Raw genomic sequence first — 23,032 nt, forward strand, 5'->3', positions numbered from 1 at the left:
CTCCATTATTCAATTAATGATAACAGCCTATTCAAGGTAGAGTTGAATTGATACCCTTCCTAAGAAAAACGTATTTGCTGCTGCGCTCCGCACTCCCAGATTTTCCTCTGTTCTTCTCACTTGCCGCTTTTCATCGTTTTTAGATACTGCTCCATTTGCCGCTTATGGTGTTTGTCGTGGGGAATAAAGTCCCTCAGATACCCCCGGATACTGAATTTCCTGCCGTCCCCGTCCGGATAAGCTTTGGTGAATTCTTCATCGCTCAATCCCATGGTGGTCTCCAGGATTTTGGTCCGGTACTGCACGAATTGCCCGATGGCCGCCTGCGTGGTCAGTGACTTGGCATAATCGATGGCGCGGGCATTGAACTCATCAAAGTTCTGATGCCTGATGGTCAGCGGTTGGCCTTCCTGTATTTTGGCGAAAGCTTCCTCATAAAAATACTTGTCCCATTGTGTAATGTGGCATAGCATTTCTTTTAGGGTCCATTTGCCGGCCGCAATCGGAGTTTCCCAATCTACTTCTTCCAGGGTAGCGAGGGATTGGATGTAGAGGATTAAGGATTGAAATTCAAACACCAGCTGTTCGTTCGTTTTCGCTGCCATGAAATGACCTCCAGTTGTGTATATCCAGATTTTTCTGCTGCAGCTTAACTATACCTCATCGAACTTGACTGCAGCCTGTCAGGTTAAGGATAAGGTGCTGCGGAGCTCAGCTTAGCAAAACAGGAACAGTCCTGCTGACAGCCAGTTGCTATAATAAAATCACCGATCGGGGAAAGGCTGGGTGGCTCAGTGAATTACAGCAAGGATATCGAAAGAAGCATTATCGAGATTGCGCTGGATTATGGCTTTGAGACGCAGAGCGGATTCGCGAAGGCGTTCCGCAAAGCTTTTGGCTACAGTCCCACGCAGTATGCGGCGCGGATGGAAGGCGGGCAGCGGATATGTCTACGATGAAGGCAAGCTCAATTTTGAGTTCTACGACGAGCGCTGTCATTCCCGGGTGGATACGGTGATGGAGATTTATGTTCCGGTGAGGGAGCGGCCGGGAAAATAGGAACTTTGGAGCTGCGGCTTCCTATAGCCGTCAAGCTTAATCCTAAATCGCCAAAAGGTAAGCCCCGCTGAAGGGGCTTACCTTTTGGCGTTCTTTTTATAGCCTACAGCTGAACCGCCACATAGCTTCCTAATTCAAACATACTTGCATTGGCCAGCTTGCTTGCATCATATTGCTGAATGACCTCGGCGGTTTTCTGCTTAAGCTCCGCACTGTCCGTATCGGCCAGGACGCGCAGGATAACCAGGGTCTCCCCTTTCTTCAGCTGCCCGGCCAGCTTGGTCTTGTACGCTTCAAGTGAATCGGCCTCAAGGCCGTGTGTCACGTAATAATCATGGGCATTGCTTGTTGCCTGGAACAGGGACAGCTTATGGTCCAGCCAAGAGGCGTTGTCCATGACATAATCTACATCGGCGGCAGTAGCATCGTTGGAATTGTAGAGCAGATACGGAAGTCCGGAATTGGTCTCGTTATTGGTGGGGTCGACATTGACCCATTCCTTGCCGATCTTCACTTTGTTCCAGGCGTGATTCACGCCGCCCATCGTTCCCGTGACCACCATCGAAGGGACTTGGGCCAGATCAGAGAGCAGCTGGAAGGTGTGAGCATAGCTCATGCATACGCCAATCTTTTTGACCAGAATGCCGTAGGTACTGAAGGAATCGTTGAACTTTGCATCCACACCCTTGAACTGCTGCTGCTTGGCATTGTCCAGCGCAGCATCGTCGTAGGTGGTGTTGTCATTCAGATAATTGTAGATCGCCATCTGCTTCTCATCTACGCTCATGCCGTCCTTGATGGCGGCATCGATCACTTTGTCTGCCTCTGCGAGGATTTCCAGCTGTTTGGACAAGATGACCTCGGCAGGATCATCGTACTCCACATGCAGCGTCAGGGTCTGATAATTGTAGCCGTAGCTGCGGAATCCGAGAATGAGCGGGTTCTGATAGACTACTTTTTCTATCACATCCACCAGCGTACGCGCATTTTGCGCCTCCGGGAAGGCCTGCAGCGGAATTTCGGTCTTCCCGCTCATCAGATTCAAGGTGAGATACTCTTCCAGCGCAGAGTCCGCATGGATTAAGTCTGCTGATATCGTTGGCGCAGGCACTGCCTGCTTGTTCCCTTCGTCCACCTTGTTCCGGGTATTTTCTTTTTGCCGGTCAATGACATTATCACCAGATTCGCCGGCCTTCCCGTCATTGTCAATGATAGTCGGCACATCGGGTGCAGGCACATAATCCGTGTTATTCTTCGGCTCCACATACCCTTGATTGGTCCCTTTGCTCTGAGCGGCCTCAAGACTCGCAATATCCGCATCCGTCAACTTCGCAACTTGGACGTATCCCTTCAGCGCAGTGCCTTGAATGGAAAACGGGACATCGGTTGGACCGGACTGCGGAATGGTGATGGAACCGGTGTCGTAAATAACAGTTCCCTGGGCTTTGGAGCCGTCAATAAACTGGACAGGGACTGTCTTGGGCAGTTCCCCGGCGTTCTTGAACAATTTCAGATTGATATTATCCTCGGAAGCCACGGTGCGCGGCAGCTGTTTGGACAGCGCAACAGTATCCACGGAGGCACTGAACTTGGACTCTTTGTCCCCCTGAACCGCGGTTACGTAATATTCACCTTGAACATTGTTGTTTTGGAGGCTAGTGATTGTCTCATCTACAATACCAAGCGCACCGCGCCCGTCCTTCATGAAGTCGTTATAAGAAGTGCCGGGAACCGTCGCGATCAGCAGCGGACGCTGATCCGCATAACCTTGCTCCGCGCCACTGAGCGCCTCATTGGTATTCTCCATCGTAATGTGCGAAGCATTATAAATATTGTAGCTTTCTGCTCCCGGCACCTCACTCCAGACCAGCGTCAGTCTGCCGTCCGGGCTGATGTCGGCTTGCAGATTCGGTACGGGCAGATCCGATTTCACCGTAAACGGAATGATAACCGGCTGCTTCAGAGGAGTAGGTGTAGCCGCATCCAGGTCATAGTTGAGCCGTATGTAGTACACGGGGGCGTTCCCCCAGGAGCTGCCCCCGGCTGCGCGTAGGGAATCGGAAGCGAGAACGCCGAAGCCTAGCGGCTTAATGGAGTATACGCTTTTGCCATCTACAAGCTGTGAGTCTTCAAGGGTCCCCACCTTGCTCTCCGGCAGTGCCTTGATATCGGTATGTACGGACAGCGTCTTGCCAATCGCCTCTGGGCCGAGATTCGTATTGAACCTGAATATAAATTCCATATCCTGCTCGACGTTGTACATGGGCATAATGCCCGGATTATTGTCAGTATCGTACTTTTGCTTCAGATCGTACACCGTCTGCGAAGCGTCCGGCGGAGCGTTCCCTGAAGATTGCTTCGTCTCTGCAGCCGCACTGGCTTGCGGGGCGGTTGACGGCTCTGGCCCGGCATCGCTGCTGCCTCCCATGCAGCCTGTTAATACTACACACATGATGAACATAATCATTGCCAATTGTTTCACTTTCAATAAAGTCCTCTCCCGTCAGGTTTGTCTAAGATGAGCGTAAATTATGGATCAATCCATAATTACCCATTATAAATATCAGAAGATATATAACCCAATCCGACGCTTTTAAAACAAAATTGGGATAATTTATATTTAAGCTGCTGAAACAAAGGGAATTTAAATACCCCTGCCGGGTAGCAGGGGGGAATGAGGGTGGAATCGGGTTCAGTTTATATTAGTCCGGCGGGCAATGGAGAGTAGACTACAAAAACCGCCGCTGCACCTTCTTCCCGTCATACGAGAAGAGCGCTTTTTTATCCTCCACGACCGTCTGTAAATGTACGCTCCGGCCCCAGAGAGCGTAGATATGCGGGAGTGTGCGCTCCAGATATTTCAGATCCAGCTCGATGCTCTCGTAGCGGTGGACGATCAGCAGCTCGCCGTTGCGCTCGTAGTCCGCATCCTCAATGACCAGGTACGGCGAGCCGCCGTTGACCCGGGCCAGCACCAGCTGGTCACGCACATTTTCCCAGGCCTTGTCGGTAATTTTCCACTCCGGGCCTTTCTTCTCGAAGACGTAGAGATCCAGGTCATTGACCAGTTGCTTCGACAGATAGCTGCGGATAAAAGAGATGTCCGAGTCCAGCTCTCGTACCTCGAACATTTTGTCACGGTCCCAGCGGCGCTCGATGTCCTCGAAGATCTTCAACCCCAGGTAGTAAGGGTTGAGGCTCTGCCGGGAGGGCTGAACAACCGAGGAATTGAGCTTGGCGTATTCCACCGTCTCCTCAGGCGTCAGGTCCAGCTCGCGCATAATCCGCTGATGCCAATACGAAGCCCAGCCCTCGTTCATGATCTTCGTCTCCATCTGCGGCCAGAAATAGAGCATTTCGTCACGCAGCATGGTCATGATGTCGCGCTGCCAATCTTCCAGCGCCGTTGAATATTGCTGGATGAACCAGACCATATCCTTCTCCGGCTCAGGCGGGAACTTGCGCTTCCCGGCTGTTTCCGGTTCGGGGCCGGCCGTTTTGCCGTTCTCCAGATCCCACAGCTCATCGTAGGGATTCGCCGGTCCGGCGCCTCCGGGAGGAGCCTCCTTGCGCTCCTTCATCTTGGCTTCGAGCAGGTGGGTCTTGCCCAGCTTGCGGGGCTGGATCAGACTGGGGTCGATATGCTCCTGAACCGCCAGCACGGAATCGATGAAGCTCTCCACGGTATCTATACCATACGTCACTGAATAATCAGCGATCCGGTCCGCGGTGGCCGACATGCTCTCGACCATGTCGCGGTTGGACATGGAGAAGCGCATGTTGTTTTTGAAGAAATCGCAGTGGGCGAGGACATGCGCGACAATCAGCTTGTTCTGGACCAGGGAGTTGCCGTCCAGCAGGAAGGCGTAGCAGGGATTGGAGTTAATGACAAGCTCATAGATTTTACTGAGTCCAAAATCATACTGCGACTTCATCTTGTGGAACGTCTTGCCGAAGCTCCAGTGCCCGAACCGGGTAGGCATCCCGTAGGCACCGAATGTATAAATGATGTCGGCGGGGCATATCTCATAACGCATCGGGTAAAAATCCAGCCCAAACCCGGAAGCAATCTCCGTAATTTCGGCAATCGCCCGTTCCAGTGCTTGAATCTCATCTCCGGGCATGAATCCATCTCTCCCTCCAGCTTGGGCTTATGCTGCAACTGATTCTGACAAGGCCGCCAAGGTGCTGCGGCACTTCCGGAACTGTTCTTCTAATGTATATGGAAGGAGGGAGGGGAGTATGATGGGGGGCTGAATATGGATAAAGAGGCTTCGTGTAAATTGGTGGGTAGCAATTCGATCCGCCTGAAGACATTCATCGGGTCCACTTTAAATTCCTTCATTCGGGCAAGAGCTACCCGCGCATACGTGGTCCAGAGAACCTTGTATCGGTCAGTTTTCATTCAGGGCCTCTCCCAGTAATTGTGCAAACTCTTCTTCGCTGTCACTGTATGTGGAAATTCCATCCTTGCGATCTTTTTGAGCTTGCTGAAGCTGGGAGAGAACGGCCTTATCTTTAAAAATTACTGACGTCATTCTTTTCTTCTGTTCGTCCGTAAATACAGGCTTTTCATCTTTCCTTTGTAGCGTAACGTTGAATCCGAAGTTTTCTTCGATTAACTGGACCAGGTCTTTAAGTTCAACAAAAGACTTGCCTTGAAAGCTTTGCTCCAGTTGTTCTTTTGAAATGGACATTCTGCTCACCGCCTTTTTGATATTATAACATTTTATAAAATCTAATTCTTTAAGAAGTTGGAAAATTTATAGGTCTAGTACACAAACCTCCGCTGCGCCCAGTAGCTGAACAGGAAGATTGAAACTTCAGTCAGCAGCTTGGCGGCGGCGAGCGGGATGATCAGCTTTTCATTGTAGAAATAGAGCAGCCCGTAATTGAACAGCAGCACGAGGAGCACCAGTGCAAAGTATTTGGGCAGCGACTTGTGCAGCCTGGAGGGTTTGCCGCCGGTGAACACGTATCTGCGGTTCATGGAATAGTTGAAGATGGAGCTGCATAATCTTGCGGCGGCAACCGACAGGAACAGGTTATGGCTGAGACGCTGGAACAGGAACAACAGTGTGAAGTCGAGCAGGGCCGATACCAGCGATGAAGTGCTGAACATTAGAATCGGCAGATAGATCCGGAAGGAATCCGCCAAAGGCCGGAAATGGGATGATTTATTGTTATCCAGATAGACGGTATCGATGAACTCTTCGGTAATCGTATAGCCCTCCTGGCGGGCGGTGAGCAGCATATTCATTTCATATTCGAACCGTTCGCCGGGAATCCGGCACAGCCAGTCCAGCAGCTGGGGGGAGAAGCCGCGCAGACCGGTCTGGGTATCATAAATTTTGGTGCCTGTCGTCAGGGAAAAGACAACACGTGTCACAGCGTTGCCGAAGCGGCTGCGCAGGGGAATGGTCCCGCTGAAGCGGCGGCTGCCCAGGACGATTCCGGGAGTGGTCTGGTTCAGGAGCACCTCGGCAATCCGCTTAATGTCATGGGGCAGATGCTGGCCGTCACTATCCGCACAGACCACATAGCCTGGCAGCCCGGCCTCGTGGATGTACCGGAACCCTGTTTTGAGGGCGAGCCCTTTTCCGAAATTGAGCGGATGGGTCAGAACCGTGCAGCCGAATGCTTCTGCAATGTTGAAGATCCCCCGGTAAGCCGGGCCGCTGCCGTCATCTACAAGGACAATCGGCCCAAGCTGGTAATCGCAGAGCTGTTCAATTAAATCCAGCAGCCGTTCATCTGGCTCATAAGCCGGGATCAATATAGTCATGATGTTGCCCCCTCCTTGATATACAGAATGTCGCTGACGCCGCGTTCCTGGTTCTTGCCCTGCGGATTATTCACGACCCGTCCCATGAAATACATGGTGGATGAACCGCCGCCGTCCAGATTGTAGGCTTCGGTGGCTCCGAGATCAGACATGACATTCGCCAGCTCGGTTAGGGTCATCCCCCGGCTATACCCTTCACTGCGCCCGTCCACTACGACGAATACATAATGGTTTGGTGCAATCATGCCAACTGCGGTCCGGGGATTTGCATTCTGGATGGAGCGGTTGCCTAAGTTGGTATCGATTTTAACATTGCTGAAATCACTGGCGATCTTGCCGTCCTGGATCAGAATCGGCCCGAAGGACAGCGTGTTGGCGGCTCCTTGCGCCAGGAGGTCGGACGAAGAAACTTCCTCCTCGTTGTAGGTCTGCATTGTCCCGTCCCCGAACAGCGCCATCGCATCCCGCACCGGGTCATCGCGGTAGACGGTGCCATTCCGGATAATCACCCCGTCGTTGCGGAAGCCATAATAATCGCCGTTGATGGCAAAGATCGCATTGTTGCTGGAGGCGATCTCCGAGGTATCCTCCGTGATATTGGTGCCAAAGCTGTTGTCGGCAAAAGCAGACCGCAGGCTGCTGGCATCCTTAAGGACCACATCTGCGACAAAATAGGTGATCTGGTCTGTGCCGGACCCGGTCTGCACCTGGTCGATCCGGATCTGGATATCGTCGCTGGAATAATTCCAGTCGTCTGAAGCCGCGTTAACCTCGGCTAAGGCTGCGGCTGTGGTTGCTGCCGTACTGGAGCTTGCTGCGGCTGTATCATCCGCTGCGGCGACTTCGACATGTTCGATCAGGTAACGGTCTGCGAGACTATATATCACTGTACCGAGACCCAGGAGGACCACAATCATCACGATCAGCAGGTTGCGTTTGAAGCTCCAGGCTTGTCTTGTCCGCATGTTTTTCATTAAAGGATCACCTCATCAAGTAAGTTGTTAAAATGATCATACCTGGGCTACCTTTAGTGAAACTGAAATAGAAATGGACCGGATGATTTGGATTGATGGTATACTTTAACCAGCGTATTTTGAATTACAGGGAGGTTCTGACATGCCACAGCGCGTGCTGTTAATAGAGGATGACGAGGCAATCAGTGAAATGGTGCGCTCGTATTTGGTCAAAGAGGGGTATGAGGTGGAGACGGCATTCGACGGGGATGCGGCGGAGAAGCTTTTTCACCGGGGCGGGGCTTATGATCTGGTTCTGCTGGATCTGATGCTTCCCAAACGGAGCGGCAGCGATGTACTTCAGACGATTCGCCGGGACAGCCTGGTGCCTGTGCTGATTATGTCCGCAAAGGACAGTGATGTGGACAAGGCGCTGGGCCTCGGCTTCGGCGCGGATGATTATATTACGAAGCCGTTCTCGATGATTGAGCTGGCAGCGCGGGTGAAGGCGGCAATCCGCAGGGCCGGGTATGCTGCTGTGGGAGTTCCCAGTCAGGAAGCGGCTCCGGTGCAGGAGAAGGCTAATATAATTTCACTGCGCGGACTTACCGTGGATCTCGATAATTTCTCGGTGCTGAAGAACGGCGAGGAGGTCAAGCTGACCGCCAAGGAGTTCCAGATTCTAGGGTTGTTCGTAAGCAGTCCCGGACGGGTATATACCAAATCGCAGATTTACAACAGTGTCTGGGACGATGATTATTACGGGGATGAGAATGTCATTAATGTACATATGCGCAGATTGCGTGAAAAAATTGAAGATGACCCGTCGAAGCCGGAGTACATCAAAACGCTGTGGGGCATTGGCTACAAGCTGGGGGATGTGCTGGAATGATTGCTTTTTGGAGTGTGGCGGTACTGTTGCTTCTGCTTGTGGTCCTATGGCAGTACCTGCGTTTGCGGGAGCATTCCCGCCAGCTCGACTATATCCATACCAAGCTTACGGATATTCTGGGCCGGGGGTCGCACGAAAGGCTGCTTTTGTTCAACAATGATCCTCATCTGCAAATTCTGCTTACCGATCTGAACCGGCTGCTGGACGTCAATCACAGGGGAGCGGTGGAGCTTGCCAAGCTGGAGAAATCCATGCGCAGCATGCTGGCGAACATCTCTCATGATCTGAAAACCCCGCTGACGGTGGTGCTCGGTTATATTGAAACGGTTCTTCAGGATCAGGCGATGGCCAAGGAGGAGCAGGAGAGGATTCTGCATACGATCCATGCCAAGGCAGGAGAAGTGATCCGGCTGATGAACAGTTTTTTTGATCTGGCCAAGCTGGAGAGCGGGGACAAGGAGATTCCCCTGTCACGGGTGGAGCTGGGGGAGGTCTGCCGGAGAAACATCCTCTCCTTCTACGAAATTCTCAATGCCAAGGGCAGTGAAGTGGACATTGAGCTCCCGGATGAGGCGCTGTATATCATGGGCAACGAAGAGGCGCTGGACAGGGTGCTGTCGAATCTGATCTCCAATGCAATCAAGTATGGGGATGCCGGCGGGGTGCTTGGACTCAGGCTGTACAGCGACGGGGATCAGGTGTGCATAGAGGTGTGGGACCGGGGCAAGGGCATCACCGAAAGCGACCAGGACAAGGTTTTTGAGCGGCTCTATACGCTGGAGGATTCACGCAACCGCGATTACCAGGGGAGCGGACTGGGGCTGACCATCACCAAACGGCTGACAGAACAGATGAACGGCAGCATTACCTTGCGCAGCAAACCTCATGTCAAAACAGCATTTACGCTTTCTTTTCGCAGGCAGACTTTCTGACGCTCCTATTGGTCGCGGCTTCCCGGGGCTTATGTCTGCAGCTTAAGAATTTTGTAAGGTTCAGGTAATAAAAAAGAAAATTCCGCTGTGTACAATAAGAACCAGGAAGATAAACGAAGAAGCCAAAGGGGATAACGGAAATGACCACCATATTGCGGACTTGGGATTTAACCAAGGAGTATCAAGGTAAAGAGGCTGTTCGCGGCGTGAACATGAGCATCAAGCAAGGTGAAATTTACGGTTTCCTGGGACCGAATGGAGCGGGCAAAACCACGGTGATGAAAATGATCACCAATCTGGTGAAGCCGACAGCGGGGAATATTGAATTTTTTGGAGAGAGCATGACGGACCATTCCTATGAAATGCTGAAGCGTATGGGCTGCATTATTGAATATCCGGTGTTCTACGACAAACTGACGGCGAGAGAAAACCTCCAGCTGCACGGGGAGTATATGGGGTACTACGATGCGAAGGCCATGGAAGAAGCGCTGGAGCTGGTCAAGCTGAGGGGTGTGGACAAAAAGCCGGTCAAGCAGTTCTCCCTGGGGATGAAGCAGCGGCTGGGCATTGCCCGGGCGGTAATGACCAAACCGGAGCTGCTCATTCTGGATGAGCCGATCAACGGATTGGACCCCATGGGTATCAAGGAACTGCGTGAAGTATTCCGCATGCTGAGCCGGGAATATGGAATAACGCTGCTGATCTCCAGCCACCTTCTGGGGGAGATTGAACAGGTCGCCGACACCATCGGCGTGATCCGTGACGGAATTTTGCTGGAGGAAGTAGCGATGGATAGGATCCGCAGCCAGAACACGCAATACATTGAACTGATTACCGGAGAGAGCAGCAAAGCGGTGTATGTGCTGGAGCACAAGCTGGGCCTCACCAACTTCAAGGTGCTGGACCCCCGCACGATCCGCATTTACGATGCCGTACAGCAGCTTGAACTGAATAAAGCACTGATAGAAGCGGGCGTAGAGCTGGACAGCCTGAGTAAAAAGAATCTTTCGCTGGAAGATCATTTTGTGGAACTGATGGGGGGTGAAGGCATTGCTTAAGCTGATACAACTGGAAATCCGTAAAAATAAGCTGTTTGGCATGCTCAAAGGTGTGGCCATTGCCGTCTTATTGATTCTTGGCTTTATGCTTCTGCTTACTTACGTTGACGCTGAGGACGGCAGCGGCAGAGGGGAATTCAAGACTTATGCAGAGATGTTAGAAGGCTTGTATATTTTGGTCAAAGTGACCTTTGTGGTGTTTGCTTCGGTTGTGCTGAGCAAGCTGGTGATCGACGAGTATAAGAACAATACCATTACATTGCTCTTTATGTACCCGATCTCCCGTAAAAAACTCCTGGCTGCCAAAATTATCATCGTCTTCCTCTTTACACTGCTCAGCGTTTTTATATCAGATATTCTGATTGGCGCCCTTCTGATTGGAATTAACTCTTTCACTCATGTGATTCCGGGACAGCTGGAGCTCACTGCGATTTCTCGAGAGGTGGTCCGCATAGGGGCAGATGCGATCTATGCGGCAGGAATTGGACTCATTCCTTTATACATCGGAATGCGTAAAAAATCCGTACCCGCTACCATAGTTACTGCGGTGCTGTTTGTCGGCGTGAGTTCCTCCGATTTTGGCGGCTTCCGGATGAGCAATCTGGTAGGGATCTCCATCTTCTTCAGCCTGCTTGGCGTAGCCATCGCTTACCTGTCGATCCGGAATATCGAACAAAAGGATATTGCCTGAATGTAAATCAAGCTATCTATAGGAGCGTTCTCGTTACCAGGGTTCCTCTGTAGTGAGGTTAAGGATGTGTTCTAGGTCCTTGCTGATCTTCCGGGGGGCCTTTTTCCCAAAAAACCGCTTGGTGTCAATGTTTTACATGGCGACCAACTGCGGTTTTTTTGCTATAATAGTATAAAATTCAGCAAATTCCGAGCGGGGTACAGATTGAAATTACATATAAAGTTTATCCGCAGCTTCTGAGTAGAAGAGGATACAGGATTAAAGCAGCAGAGGAGGTGGGCTATGCCTATAAAATGGTCTTCCATTCTGGACCGGGTGCTTTCGGAGGAAGGCGCCTATAAAGCGTTATATGATCATCATCCCGACCTGATAATTGTGCTGGACAGGCAGGGGTACTATGTGGAGAGCAACCGTGCTTTTGAAGCAGCCGCTGGAGCAGATTCGCTGCTCCATAAGCCGTTGCCGGGTTCCCGGCCACAGCCCCCAGGGGAGGAATATTTTGCCGCAGCGCTTGGAGGTATCGGCTCCGGGGTTGAGCTGCAGGTGGAAGAGGGGAGCGGAAGCCGCCCTGCGGCCATTACGTATGTGCCAATAAAAGCTGAAGAAGGGATCGCAGGCGTATTTGCTATTGTTCATTATGACCAGAGCCGCGGTCTTCCGCTTGAGGTTGAAGAGTGGCTCGGCAGTCTCATCACCCGGGAGGAACCTCCCATGGAATGGACGGATGACCGGACACCGGGGCATGAAGAGATACTTGCCGCAATGGGGGCAGCAGCGGAACAACAGCAGGCAGAGCTGGTGCTGGAGATGTCTGAGGACAAGCATCTTGGCCTGATACTGAACTCTGTTGCGGCGGGGATTTTTGGACTGGATACACAGGGAAGAACATTTTTTATCAATCGTGAAGGGGCAGATATGCTGGGATATACTCCCGCTGAATTGATTGGCCGGACTTTTGCCGGACAGGTTCATCATATCCATGGAGACGGGTCAAGGTACCAGATTGAATGTCCGATCTCGCAGACCCTCCAGGACGGCCGTACACGCAGCAAAGGGGACGAAATCTTCTGGCGGAAAGACGGCACCAGCTTTTTTGCCAGCTACCGGATTGCCCCGCTTATGCATAAAGGCAGGATATGCGGGGTGGTGGGTTCCTTCAGCGATATTACGAATGAACGGGAGATTCTCCGGGCCAAAGAAACGGCAGAGCAGGCCGCTCAGGCTAAAGCGGATTTTCTTGCCATGATGAGCCATGAGATCCGCACTCCAATGAACGGGATGATCGGGATGGCTGACCTCCTGCTGGAAACGGAGCTTGAGGAAGAACAGCGCACCTATGCTGAGATTCTGCGTAACAGCAGCTACAGCCTGCTCAAAATCCTGAATGACATCCTCGATTTCAGCAAGATGGAAGCCGGTAAAATGCCGCTGGTGTCAGAGAAATTTGATCTGCGTGAGATGATGGAGAGCATTATAGATTTATTTACCCCCAAAGCGGAAGAGAAAAAGCTGGCGCTGCGGTGGTGGGCGGATACCAGTGTGCCGTCCATGGTCACTACCGACCCCAGCCGCTTGCGCCAGATTATTGTGAATCTCGTCGGCAATGCCCTGAAATTCACCGAACGGGGCAGCGTTACCCTGTCCGTGAAGAATATTCAGCTGCCGGCTTCGCCGGAGTATCTGCTGGAATTTTCAGTGCGGGATACGGGGGTGGGGATTGCCGACAGTAAGCTGAATCTGCTGTTTCAATCCTTTTCCCAGCTTCATCCCTTCATCAACCGCAAATACGGCGGCACGGGACTAGGACTGGCCATCTGCAAGCAGCTGGTGGAGCTGATGGGCGGAACGATTTTTGTAGAGAGCGAAGAGGACCGGGGCTCCACCTTCCGCTTCATGCTTCCTTTCGTTAAGGAGGAGATGGAGGCGGATATCACTCCTTAAGGCTGCCCTGGTGTGGCCGGAAGCCGGACAGCCGGAGGCTGGAGGTCTTCGGGCGGCCTTTGATGTAGGGGCTGAGCTGCTGCAGATTGGAGTTAAGCTGCAGGCAGCCAGGCCAGTAAGCTGGGATCGAAGGGGGCACCAAAGAAGCAGGGAACTAGAGGTGTAAGAAAGCAGGGAACTAGGACACCATGGAACGAGGGGACTGCATCGAAGAGGGTGACAAGGCATTCACAGCCGCAAGCCCGCTAGCGGAAGCAAGCCCTCTAGCGGCAGCAAGCCCTATTATCCCAAACAGCAAGTCTCCTATGACGGGGACCTGCTGTTTTTTTGTGGGGAGGCCCGTTTATCAGTATCATCTCACACGGTTGGTCAAAGTTCGCTGTTGCTAAGTGGAAAAAGTAAACCTAATTCAGTCAAATTCCCGATAATCCTTGAGTTAAGTGGAAAAAGTGAATCTGATTAAATCGGGAACGGTGTATATGGGCCATTGTTGGATTTTTTTTCCGATGTAAGTGGATACATTCCACCTAAATCCCATAAAAGAACGAAAAATAAAATATTAGGTGGAGAAATTCCACTGGAGGATGGATTATGTAATTGTTGAACTCCTGAACTCCTGAACTCCAAGCTATCAATATTATTTACTAGCGACGCCTTTGGGCTCGTGCGAATAAGGGGGAGGCGGCGCAATGTAAAAAGAACCCATATCCGCATAAACTGCAGACAACAGGTTCGTCACAGGAAAATTCTTGACTATTCGTTGCGGCTGAATTAAGAACCATGAGAGCAAAAGCAGAGGAGCAAGAGCAGCAAGAGCAAGAAGAGCCAGAAGAGCAAGAGCAGAGCAGCAAGAACTGGCCGCCTGCCGGCCTGCCAACTTGCCAGCCTCTCAACTGGCTTCTAATGCATATACATGAGGCCGACGGTACCTGGACCACAGTGGCTTCCTATCACACAGCCTGCGTGAATGATGGCGATTTCGCCGGAACCCGTCTGCTCACGCAGTGCTTTCTCCAAATACTTGGCATCCTCTTCCGCGAGGGTGTGGGCAACAATGATAAGCTCTTTGTCGATATCACCGGCATGCTCCAGGGCGTGGTGGAGCATCTGCTCGACAGCTTTTTCCTTTTTGCCGCGAATCTTGCTGACCGGCACGATGGCGCCGTCAATCAAACGCAGCACAGGTCGGATCTTCAGCAGGCTGCCGATAAAATTCTGCATGCCGGAGCAGCGTCCGCCCATGTACAGGTAGTCCAGCGTATCTACAACAAACTCCGTTTCCACCTGGCTGCGGCACTTTTTCACCATTGCGGCAATTTCCAGAGCACTTTGGCCTTTGGCGGCTGCACGGGCAGCCTTCATGACCAGGAGGGCAATCCCTCCGCACAGCGTCTCGGAATCTACGACCTGCACCCGGCCTTCCGGGAACTCGCCTGCCGCGAGCAGGGCATTCTGATATGTAGAGGATAAAGCAGAGGATAGACTGATATAGACGATATCTCCTCCGCTGCGGATCACCGGCTCAAAGGCAGCCATAAAATCTGCGGGCGAGGGGGCAGCTGTCTTCGGCAGGGCACCTTGAGCGGCTACCCGGCGGTACACTTCCTCAGGTGTAATATCCACCCCATCCCTGTAAGTAGCGTCATCAAATACGACATACAGCGGAATGATGCCAATATCATACGTTTTCTTCCAGCCTTGCGGCAAATCGGAAGTGCTGTCTGAAAAGATTTTTACGATAGACATGAATTTCTCCTTCACCGGTTCTCGGATGACAATCTTCCATAATATGATCTATATAATCTGTAATTATACCAAGCCTGCACGGATTCTCAAAATGAAATCATAGTTTTGCTGCCGAAGCGGCGAAAAAAAGACCAGCCGCTTCTGACGGCTGATCTTGAAAACAGTTGTAGGAAAGTTACTTCTTGAGCACCGGTATCCACACTTCACAGACATAATCCTCTGCACCCGTATCGCCTGGCGGATACAACTCAAACTCCGGTCCGCCCGTATGCTCATAGCCGGTTCCCGGGAACCATTCCTGAAAAATCCGCTGCCACACCTTCTGAATCGCATCGGGCATAGGGCCGGCTGAAGTGAATACGGCCCAGCTTGCAGCTGGAATCACTGCGGTCTCGTAGCCTTGCGGGTCGGTTTCGGGTGTGCCTTCCACTCCGATCCAGTAGGACAGCAGCTCCTTCTCCATGTCCATGCTCATACAGATGCCGAGCCAATCTTTGCCCGTGCCAACTTCAATCAGCTTATCCGAAGTGCCGTCCGCATTGCATTCATTCCAAAACTCGGGGATTCTGCGGAGATTTTCTCCGTCCCGGGTAGTCACCTCCATGGATTTACCGATAACGGTAAAAGCAGGTTTCTCTACGATTTTGTATTCCATTTCCTGATCTCCCTTCAATGATAGATGGAAGGAGAGGCGGGGGAACGCTTTGAGCTGTACCCCAGGCTCCCGTGCGGAGGAGGGGGTTAGCCCATGCGCCTTGCGGAACGCTTTGGCGAACGCCTCGGGGGACTCGTATCCGTATTTCAGCGCCACATCGAGCACCCTGATCTTTGAAATCGCCAGCTCCTGGGCTGCCAGGGTCAATCTCCGTTTGCGGATATAGTCTGCCACCGTCACTCCGGTCAGCATGGCGAACATCCGCTGAAAGTGAAACGGAGAGACGTGGGCCACCTTGGCAACGTCCTCAATGCGCAGTGGCTCCGTCATTTTGCTCTCCATGTAATCCAGTGCATCTTTCATACGGATCAGCCATTCCAAGTCTGCCATCTCCCTTTGAACCCATCCTACCATGCCTGCTCCCGGGTCGTCCTGTTATTCTCTGCTCGTTGCAGACAGGTCAGGTCAGACCCCGTCCGCGCATCCAGCAGAGCATGTCCCTTATAGTATAGCCCAGGAGTGGGGAGGGAGTCAGCCCCCCAGACGGCAGACTCTGGCTTCATAAGGACGCAGGGTTTCCCGGTCCATGGCCGGCTGCTCCTCAGGATAGTTGCTGATGACCGTTTCGGTCACGGCGTTCAGCTCCTCCAGGAGATCTACGGTCTGCGGGTGTTCGCAGAAATTCAACAAGATCAGCCACCGTTCCCCTTCCAGCGTCCGGGTATAGGCATAAATGAATTCATGCTCCGGCAGCAGCAGTTCGTAATCGCCATAGACCATAACAGGATGGTTTTTGCGCAGACTAATCAGCTTCTGATAATAATAAAATACCGAATCCGGATCAGCCAGCGCCTGTTCCACATTGATCTCCTCATAGCGCGGATTGAGCTTGAGCCACGGCGTTCCTTCGGTAAATCCGGCATTGGGGGAGGAGTCCCACTGCATAGGCGTGCGGGCATTGTCCCGGCCTTTGACATGGATCGCCTTCAGGGTGGCTTCATGATCGCCGCCGCCATCCGTTACCTTTTCCTTGTACATATTATGGATTTCAATATCCTTGTAATCTTCAAGCTGCGGGAACTGCACGTTCGTCATGCCGATTTCCTCACCTTGATAAATGTAGGGCGTGCCTTTTAGCGTATGCAGCAGGGTAGCAAGCATTTTGGCCGAAATCACACGGTATTCCCGGTCATTGCCGAATCTGGAAACCATCCGGGGCTGGTCATGGTTGTTCAGGTACAGGCTGTTCCAGCCGCGGTCCGCCAGACCTACCTGCCATTTATGCAGGATATCGCGCAGCTTGGTCAAGTTCCAGGGAGTGACATTCCATTTGCCGCCGGGGCCGGAGTCTATATCCATATGCTCGAATTGAAAGACCATCTGCAGCTCATTCCGGTCTTCAGCGGTATACAGGATGGCGTCTTCTACCGTAGCACCCGGTGTCTCACCAACGGTCATTACATTATATTTGGAGAGAACCTCCCGGTTCATTTCCTGCAAATATTCGTGGACACGCGGGCCGTTCATATAATATTGTCCGCCGCCGGCCAGCTCGCCGGGAGCAAGACCCTCATAATAGGCCGAAGGCAGGCCTTCCACCTTGGAAATCATATTGATGACGTCCATCCGCAGCCCGTCTACCCCTTTGTCCAGCCAAAAAGCCATCATCTTGTACAGCGCCTCACGCAGCTTCGGATTCTCCCAGTTGAGATCCGGCTGCTTGCGTGAGAAGAGATGCAGATAATATTCGCCTGTTTTTTCATCCAGTTCCCAGGCCGGGCCGCTGAAGATGGAGCTCCAATTGTTCGGCAGCTCGCCATTCGGGCCGCCGGGCCGCCAGATGTAATAATCCCGGTATGGATTATCCTTAGAGGAACGGGATTCCACGAACCAGGCATGCTCATCCGAGGAATGGTTGATGACAAGGTCCATCATCAGCTTGATGCCGCGTGCATGCAGCCCGTTCAGCAGATCCTCCCAGTCGCCAAGGGTGCCGAATTCATCCATAATGTCCTCGTAATCGCTGATATCATAGCCATTATCGTCATTTGGAGATTTGTAGACCGGCGACAGCCAGACGACATCGACCCCCAGCTTGTGCAGATAATCGAGACGGGAGATAATCCCGCGCAAATCTCCGATTCCGTCTCCGTTGCTGTCCTGGAAGCTGCGTGGATAGATCTGATAGACAACGGCTTCTTTCCAAAAGGTTCTGTTCATGCAAATTCGCTCCTTTGAATGGGATTGGGAATTTATATTCTGCTTTGAAAATGGAATCAGCAGCCGTCTCGGCTATAGAGAAGAGTTGGAGTTCCGGCCGCTGTTGTATCCGGATTTGTTCAATTGATACCACTTCCCACGGTTGAAATCCGGAGACTGCCTATGCTTCCGACGCGGGCTTTTCTGCGAAAAGCTTTCAGGCGGACGTTATCGCTCCTACACTTCCAGATTTCCCCTCCAGCCTTCCTGCAGATTCTATTTTCCAGCCCAGCGTATATAAATAGCCCCGAAGAAGCTTAAGCCTTCGGGGCAGCAGCAACAATTACACCGTAACGGATGAGCCTTCGGCAGTGACGCTGCTCAGCCCGTTCACTGTATAGTCCTTGCCAAAAATCGTGATGGACGCCGGAATATCCGTTTCATTGACGACCGTAACCTGCACGTCGGTTACACTTACCTTCAGGCGGGAGCCGCGGAACATGATTTTGAACGAATAAGCGGTCCAGTGGCCCGGATTGGAGGGATTCAGGATCAGCCGGTCAGCCTGCACCCGCAGTCCGCCAAAGCCATGCACGATCGACATCCAGGTTCCGGCCATACTGGTGGTATGGCAGCCGTCTTCCGTATCGTTGTTGTAATTGTCGAGATCCAATCTTGATGTGCGCAGGTACATTTCATATGCCTTTTCCTTGTATCCCAGCTCACAGGCGAGAATCGCATGGATGCAAGGGGAGAGGGAGGACTCATGGACGGTAATCGGTTCATAAAAGTCGAAATTCCGCTTTTTGGTCTCCAGATCATAACGGTCACCGAGGAAATAGAGTCCCTGCAGCACATCGGCCTGTTTGATGAAGCAGGAGCGCAGAATGCGGTCCCAGGACCATTTTTGATTCAGCGGGAGATTTTCGGGCAGCACATCCTTGACCTGAATGATCTCTTTGTCAAGGAAGCCGTCCTGCTGCAGGAAGATTCCGAGTTCCTCATCGGCTGCATAGTACATTTTGGCGATAATATCATTCCACTTTGCGGTTTCATCCTCTGCCAGCTCCAGCTTATCAACAAGCTCCGCATAACGGGCGGACTCATTCTCCTGCAGATACTTCAGCGCTTCCAGGGTGTATTCCATCGTCCAGGAGGCCATCCGGTTCGTATACCAGTTGTTGTTGACATTGTTCTCGTATTCATTCGGTCCGGTGACTCCGAGCATTACATATTTGTCCTTATGCGGCACGTAGTGCACGCGTTCCTCCCAGAAGCGGGAGATTTCCACCAGCACCTCCAGGCCATACTGCCCAAGATAGGCTTGGTCTCCGGTGTAGTTCACATAGTTATAGATAGCATAAGCAATGGCGCCGTTGCGGTGGATCTCTTCGAACGTAATCTCCCACTCATTGTGGCACTCCTCACCGTTCATCGTTACCATTGGATACAGCGCGCCTTTTTTAAAGCCGAGCTTGCGGGCGTTTTCCTTCGCCTTCTCCAGATGCTTGTAACGGTAGATCAGCAGGTTGCGGGCAATCGAAGAATCGGCGGTACTTAAGTAGAAAGGCACACAATAAGCTTCAGTATCCCAATAGGTGCTGCCGCCGTATTTTTCTCCGGTGAAGCCCTTAGGACCGATGTTCAGCCGGTCGTCTTCGCCGGTATAGGTCTGATTCAACTGGAAAATATTGAAGCGGATCGCCTGCTGCGCGGATACATCGCCTTCAATGATAATGTCGCTTTCCTTCCACTTATCTTTCCATGCCTCAGCCTGTTCGGTCAAAAGCGTCGCAAAACCGGCTTCCCGGGCGCTGTGCAGTGCGGTTTCTGCTGCTTCCACCAATTGGCCCAGCCCGTGATTGCGGGAGGTGACATTGGCAGCATACTTATAAATAACCACCTGATCGCCGGATTTTACCGGGAAGCTTACTTTGCTGGCTACATATTTCTCTTCCTCGATGGTAACGGCTTCACTGGCAAGCTTTTCACCATTCAGGAGGATGTCGAAGAGATAGGCAGAGGTAACGTGAAAATCAAGTTTTTTGGTCTTCAGTGTCAGATGTCCGCCATCCGGTCCGCCTTTTTTCTCAACTTCATTCCAGAATTTCTCGTCGTAGTTGGCGTCCTTGTTCTTGATGTCGCCGTCCAGGTAAGGGGTGATGGTCAGCTCACCGGCAAAATTAACGGGGCTGATCGAGTATCGGATGGCGCCAATCTCACGGCGGGCCATGCTGACAATACGGAGGCTGTCGACCCGGACTTCCTTGCCGTCAGCCGTTACTGCGGTGAAGCTGCGGGACAATGTGCCTTCCTTCATGTTAAGCTCCCGGCGGAATTCGCTGACGGTGCAGGCCGCCAGATCCAGCGGTGTGCCGTCAATATCAATGTTGATGCCGATCCAGTTCGTGCTGTTCAGCACCTTGGCAAAATACTCCGGATAGCCGTTTTTCCACCAGCCCACCCGTGTTTTGTCGGGATAGTAGACGCCAGCCATATAGCTGCCCTGCAGGCTGTGCCCGCTGTACTGCTCTTCAAAATTGGCGCGTCCGCCCATATACCCGTTGCCGATGCTAAAGACGCTTTCGGAGATTTCCTGGGTCTGTGGATCAAAGGATTCTTCAATAATGGACCATTCGTCGATTTTTAAATATTGTTTCATTAGTACCGGCTCCTTTTAAATAGGGGATGAGGATATAGAATGAACTAAATCTCTTGGATTAGAATTCTGGTGCCAGCGCCGCTCCTGCGCGGATTGTTTGGACTTCCGGCCGCTGTTATAATCAGATTCCTTGATGGGAAGCAGTGAATGACGGCTGAAATCTGATTATAAAGGCGGACGCTGACGCTCCTACAGTTCCAAACTTCCGCTCCGCGGCTTCGTCACCATAACTCTAAAACGTCAATATTAATTCATTTTATAAAAAGTAGGGCAGAAGAGACTCAGATTACCTATAACTGTTAATGTTCGTCAAACACGTGCAAATGATTCCCTGAGGGCTGTAACACTGATGTGTGCCAGCGAAGGGACAACAAGGTTGGCGGCTCCCAATGTCTGGGGGGAGCCAATTCCTACGCTGCGCATGCCGGCGCGGATAGCTGCGGTGATTCCGGCTTCGGCATCCTCGAAGACGACACAGTGCCTGGGTTCAGTAGAGGTTGCTCTGGCACCGAGAAGGAAAACCTCGGGATCGGGCTTGGCGGCGCTGGTATGCGTACCGTCGATGATGGCATCGAAATAAGGGGTAAGACCAGTGTTGTTCAGGATCAGCATCGCATTTTTGCTGGCCGAGCCAAGGGCTGTCTTGATTCCCTGGGTACGGCATTCTTTCAGAAAATCCAGTGCACCCGGCAAAATCTCCGAACTGTCCATCTTGGCGATATATTCGACGTACCGGTTGTTCTTCTGCTCGGCTAGCTCGGCTTTGCGTGTTTCATCGAGGGTAAGCCCGCCGATTTCCAGCAGAATGTTCAACGATGCGGTCCGGCTGACGCCCTTAAGCCGTTCATTGTCTTTCTCAGTGAAGATGAAGCCAAGCTGCTCGGCCAGCTCTCTCCAGGCGATGTAATGATATTTGGCGGTGTCGACGAGCACGCCGTCCAAATCGAACAAACAGGCTTTGATTTCTGACATAATGAACCTCCTAAAAGTTGTGATGATAAGTAAGCATTAATTTCCCGGATGGCGCTAAGACTGGCGGAAATCATCCATAGTATGCAACAATCCGGTTAGTTAAGGGTGTCAAATCACCGATATTCTGGACCACGTACAACCATGGGCCTGCTGAATGGGCCGAACGGGCAAAAAACCTGCAAAATGTGCAACAATTGTGTAATGTCAGCAACAACCGCAAGCGGGACAACTTATCAGCAAGCTGAGTTTTTTATGTAGCGCAAACGTTTGTACAAGTTTCGAAAAAATAAATGAAGCATCAGTTGCTTCATTTATTTTGTTCCCAAATTACTTTTTTACGGGTGGGTGCATGGATGACTCTCTGATGATCAAGCGGTGGGGAATCACGAACCGGTTCGTATATCCGTCATGGTTATCCGGCTTCTGGATACTCTGGATCAGCACCTGGGAAGCTGTGTAGCCAAGATGATAAATGCCGATATCGATACTGCTGATCGGTGGACTGGACAATTCCGACAATGGAATATTGTTAAAGCTGACGATCGCCAGATCCTCAGGAACTTTGTAGTTCAGCTCATTCAACCCTCTCAGTACACCGAAAGAAACCATATCATCGACTGCAACGAGTGCTGTGGGACGGTTCGGGAGATTCATGAAAAAAGACATGGCCCTGTAGCCGCTGTCCTGCAGAAACTCGCCTTCGACAATCCATTCTGCCCGCATTTCCAGTCCGCTCTTTGCCATTGCTTTGCGGTAGCCTTCCAGCCGGTCGCGTGAAACGATGAGATTGGGCGGCCCGCTCACGAAGCCAATGCGTTCATGTCCCATGGAGATCAAGTGGTTGGTAGCATCGAAAGCAGCCATGATATTATCATTATCCACCGATAAAATATCCTCATAGCGGTCACTTCGCCCTACCAGAACAAAGGGATAACCACCCGATTCCAGAAAATCAATCACGGCATCATCTTTGCGTGAATACAGCAGAATAACGCCGTCAACACGGCGCCCCTTGAGCAGCCGCGATACAGATTCCAGCTCTTCCTTCTCGTTCGCTCCGGAGCTGATCAGCACATCATAGCCGGAACGGCTGGACTGCGTAACGATCCCGCGGATTAATTCCATAAAAAATAAATTGGAGAACAGCTCTTCAGCCGGCTTCGGTAGAATGATGCAAATGCTGTTCGTGGTCTTCGAAACCAGGCTTTTGGCCATCATATTCGGAGTGTAGCCCATTTCCTCCATAATTTCTTTGACTTTACGGGAAGTTTCTAGGCTAATTCTGGGATGACCTGACAACACCCGGGATACAGTGGAGGGAGATACTCCCGCTTTCTTAGCCACGTCCTTGATGGTAACTGTCATAGAAACCTCCTCATGGAACCGTTTGCTTTACTCTGTAATATTAATCGAAGTGCTGTTAATTGTAAATAGTGAAACTCCTTTTCAGGGATATTTGCAGCAGTCCTGCTGGAGAGATGGAATTA

18 protein-coding genes are annotated in these 23,032 nt (G+C 51.7%); 6 read left to right on the forward strand and 12 right to left on the reverse strand.

All coding sequences use genetic code 11. From position 1 onward, the window contains the following. Positions 1 to 116 precede the first annotated feature (116 nt). Entirely contained in the window at positions 117 to 605 is a 489-nt protein-coding gene (locus PGRAT_RS09620; RefSeq protein WP_025708715.1) for a DinB family protein, read from the reverse strand. A 189-nt stretch (positions 606 to 794) separates the two neighbouring features. Here PGRAT_RS09620 and PGRAT_RS32290 point away from each other — a divergent pair, with 189 nt between their 5' ends. Beyond that, on the forward strand, positions 795 to 959 hold the full coding sequence (locus PGRAT_RS32290) for a helix-turn-helix domain-containing protein (protein ID WP_162165109.1): 165 nt from the start codon (positions 795 to 797) through the stop codon (positions 957 to 959). 203 nt (positions 960 to 1,162) lie between these two features. Here the strand turns inward: PGRAT_RS32290 and PGRAT_RS31550 are convergent, their stop codons facing one another. The 5 genes from PGRAT_RS31550 to PGRAT_RS09645 all read right to left on the reverse strand — a co-directional run bounded on the left by PGRAT_RS31550 (position 1,163) and on the right by PGRAT_RS09645 (position 7,818). Then, the gene (locus tag PGRAT_RS31550) at positions 1,163 to 3,541 is read right to left on the reverse strand and encodes a transglutaminase domain-containing protein (protein WP_238326916.1); all 2,379 of its coding nucleotides are present in this window, start codon (positions 3,539 to 3,541) and stop codon (positions 1,163 to 1,165) included. Positions 3,542 to 3,788: 247 nt separating this feature from the next. After that, complete coding sequence (locus PGRAT_RS09630) at positions 3,789 to 5,183, reverse strand: SpoVR family protein (protein ID WP_025708711.1); 1,395 nt, start codon at positions 5,181 to 5,183, stop codon at positions 3,789 to 3,791. Positions 5,184 to 5,453: 270 nt separating this feature from the next. After that, positions 5,454 to 5,756, reverse strand: a complete 303-nt coding sequence (locus PGRAT_RS09635) for a hypothetical protein (protein WP_025708710.1) — start codon at positions 5,754 to 5,756, stop codon at positions 5,454 to 5,456. Between the two features lie 74 nt (positions 5,757 to 5,830). After that, positions 5,831 to 6,844 (reverse strand): bifunctional glycosyltransferase family 2/GtrA family protein, encoded by a 1,014-nt coding sequence (locus PGRAT_RS09640; RefSeq protein WP_025708708.1) that lies wholly within the window; start codon positions 6,842 to 6,844, stop codon positions 5,831 to 5,833. Next, positions 6,841 to 7,818: a phosphodiester glycosidase family protein gene (locus PGRAT_RS09645; RefSeq protein WP_042266477.1), complete on the reverse strand. Its 978-nt coding sequence runs from the start codon at positions 7,816 to 7,818 to the stop codon at positions 6,841 to 6,843. The genes PGRAT_RS09640 and PGRAT_RS09645 overlap by 4 nt, the downstream gene beginning before the upstream one ends. Before the next feature lie 142 nt (positions 7,819 to 7,960). On the opposite strand from PGRAT_RS09645, the gene PGRAT_RS09650 reads away from it, so the two are divergent. The 5 genes from PGRAT_RS09650 to PGRAT_RS09670 all read left to right on the forward strand — a co-directional run bounded on the left by PGRAT_RS09650 (position 7,961) and on the right by PGRAT_RS09670 (position 13,311). Then, positions 7,961 to 8,689 (forward strand): response regulator transcription factor, encoded by a 729-nt coding sequence (locus tag PGRAT_RS09650; RefSeq protein WP_025704320.1) that lies wholly within the window; start codon positions 7,961 to 7,963, stop codon positions 8,687 to 8,689. Further along, complete coding sequence (locus tag PGRAT_RS09655) at positions 8,686 to 9,621, forward strand: sensor histidine kinase (RefSeq protein WP_025704319.1); 936 nt, start codon at positions 8,686 to 8,688, stop codon at positions 9,619 to 9,621. The genes PGRAT_RS09650 and PGRAT_RS09655 overlap by 4 nt, the downstream gene beginning before the upstream one ends. Positions 9,622 to 9,761: 140 nt before the next feature. Then, complete coding sequence (locus tag PGRAT_RS09660; RefSeq protein ID WP_042266480.1) at positions 9,762 to 10,679, forward strand: ABC transporter ATP-binding protein; 918 nt, start codon at positions 9,762 to 9,764, stop codon at positions 10,677 to 10,679. Then, positions 10,663 to 11,370, forward strand: a complete 708-nt coding sequence (locus PGRAT_RS09665) for an ABC transporter permease (protein ID WP_244884058.1) — start codon at positions 10,663 to 10,665, stop codon at positions 11,368 to 11,370. The genes PGRAT_RS09660 and PGRAT_RS09665 overlap by 17 nt, the downstream gene beginning before the upstream one ends. 282 nt (positions 11,371 to 11,652) lie before the next feature. Beyond that, positions 11,653 to 13,311 carry an ATP-binding protein gene (locus PGRAT_RS09670; RefSeq protein WP_025705535.1) on the forward strand — a complete coding sequence of 553 codons (1,659 nt, stop codon included), beginning with the start codon at positions 11,653 to 11,655 and terminating at the stop codon, positions 13,309 to 13,311. 900 nt (positions 13,312 to 14,211) lie between these two features. Here PGRAT_RS09670 and PGRAT_RS09675 read toward each other — a convergent pair. From PGRAT_RS09675 to PGRAT_RS09700, 6 genes are all read right to left on the reverse strand, one after another. Beyond that, complete coding sequence (locus PGRAT_RS09675; RefSeq protein WP_025705534.1) at positions 14,212 to 15,057, reverse strand: DegV family protein; 846 nt, start codon at positions 15,055 to 15,057, stop codon at positions 14,212 to 14,214. Between the two features lie 175 nt (positions 15,058 to 15,232). Next, positions 15,233 to 16,093: an AraC family transcriptional regulator gene (locus tag PGRAT_RS09680; protein WP_025705533.1), complete on the reverse strand. Its 861-nt coding sequence runs from the start codon at positions 16,091 to 16,093 to the stop codon at positions 15,233 to 15,235. Between the two features lie 150 nt (positions 16,094 to 16,243). Then, positions 16,244 to 17,932: a glycoside hydrolase family 13 protein gene (locus PGRAT_RS09685; RefSeq protein ID WP_025705532.1), complete on the reverse strand. Its 1,689-nt coding sequence runs from the start codon at positions 17,930 to 17,932 to the stop codon at positions 16,244 to 16,246. A 322-nt stretch (positions 17,933 to 18,254) separates the two neighbouring features. Continuing rightward, entirely contained in the window at positions 18,255 to 20,573 is a 2,319-nt protein-coding gene (locus PGRAT_RS09690) for a glycoside hydrolase family 65 protein (protein WP_025705531.1), read from the reverse strand. Between the two features lie 309 nt (positions 20,574 to 20,882). Then, positions 20,883 to 21,545 (reverse strand): beta-phosphoglucomutase, encoded by a 663-nt coding sequence (gene pgmB, locus PGRAT_RS09695; protein WP_025705530.1) that lies wholly within the window; start codon positions 21,543 to 21,545, stop codon positions 20,883 to 20,885. 327 nt (positions 21,546 to 21,872) lie between these two features. Next, positions 21,873 to 22,910, reverse strand: a complete 1,038-nt coding sequence (locus PGRAT_RS09700; RefSeq protein ID WP_025705529.1) for a LacI family DNA-binding transcriptional regulator — start codon at positions 22,908 to 22,910, stop codon at positions 21,873 to 21,875. Between the last annotated feature and the right edge of the window lie 122 nt (positions 22,911 to 23,032).

This window comes from Paenibacillus graminis (assembly GCF_000758705.1).
Lineage (GTDB): Bacteria > Bacillota > Bacilli > Paenibacillales > Paenibacillaceae > Paenibacillus_AQ > Paenibacillus_AQ graminis.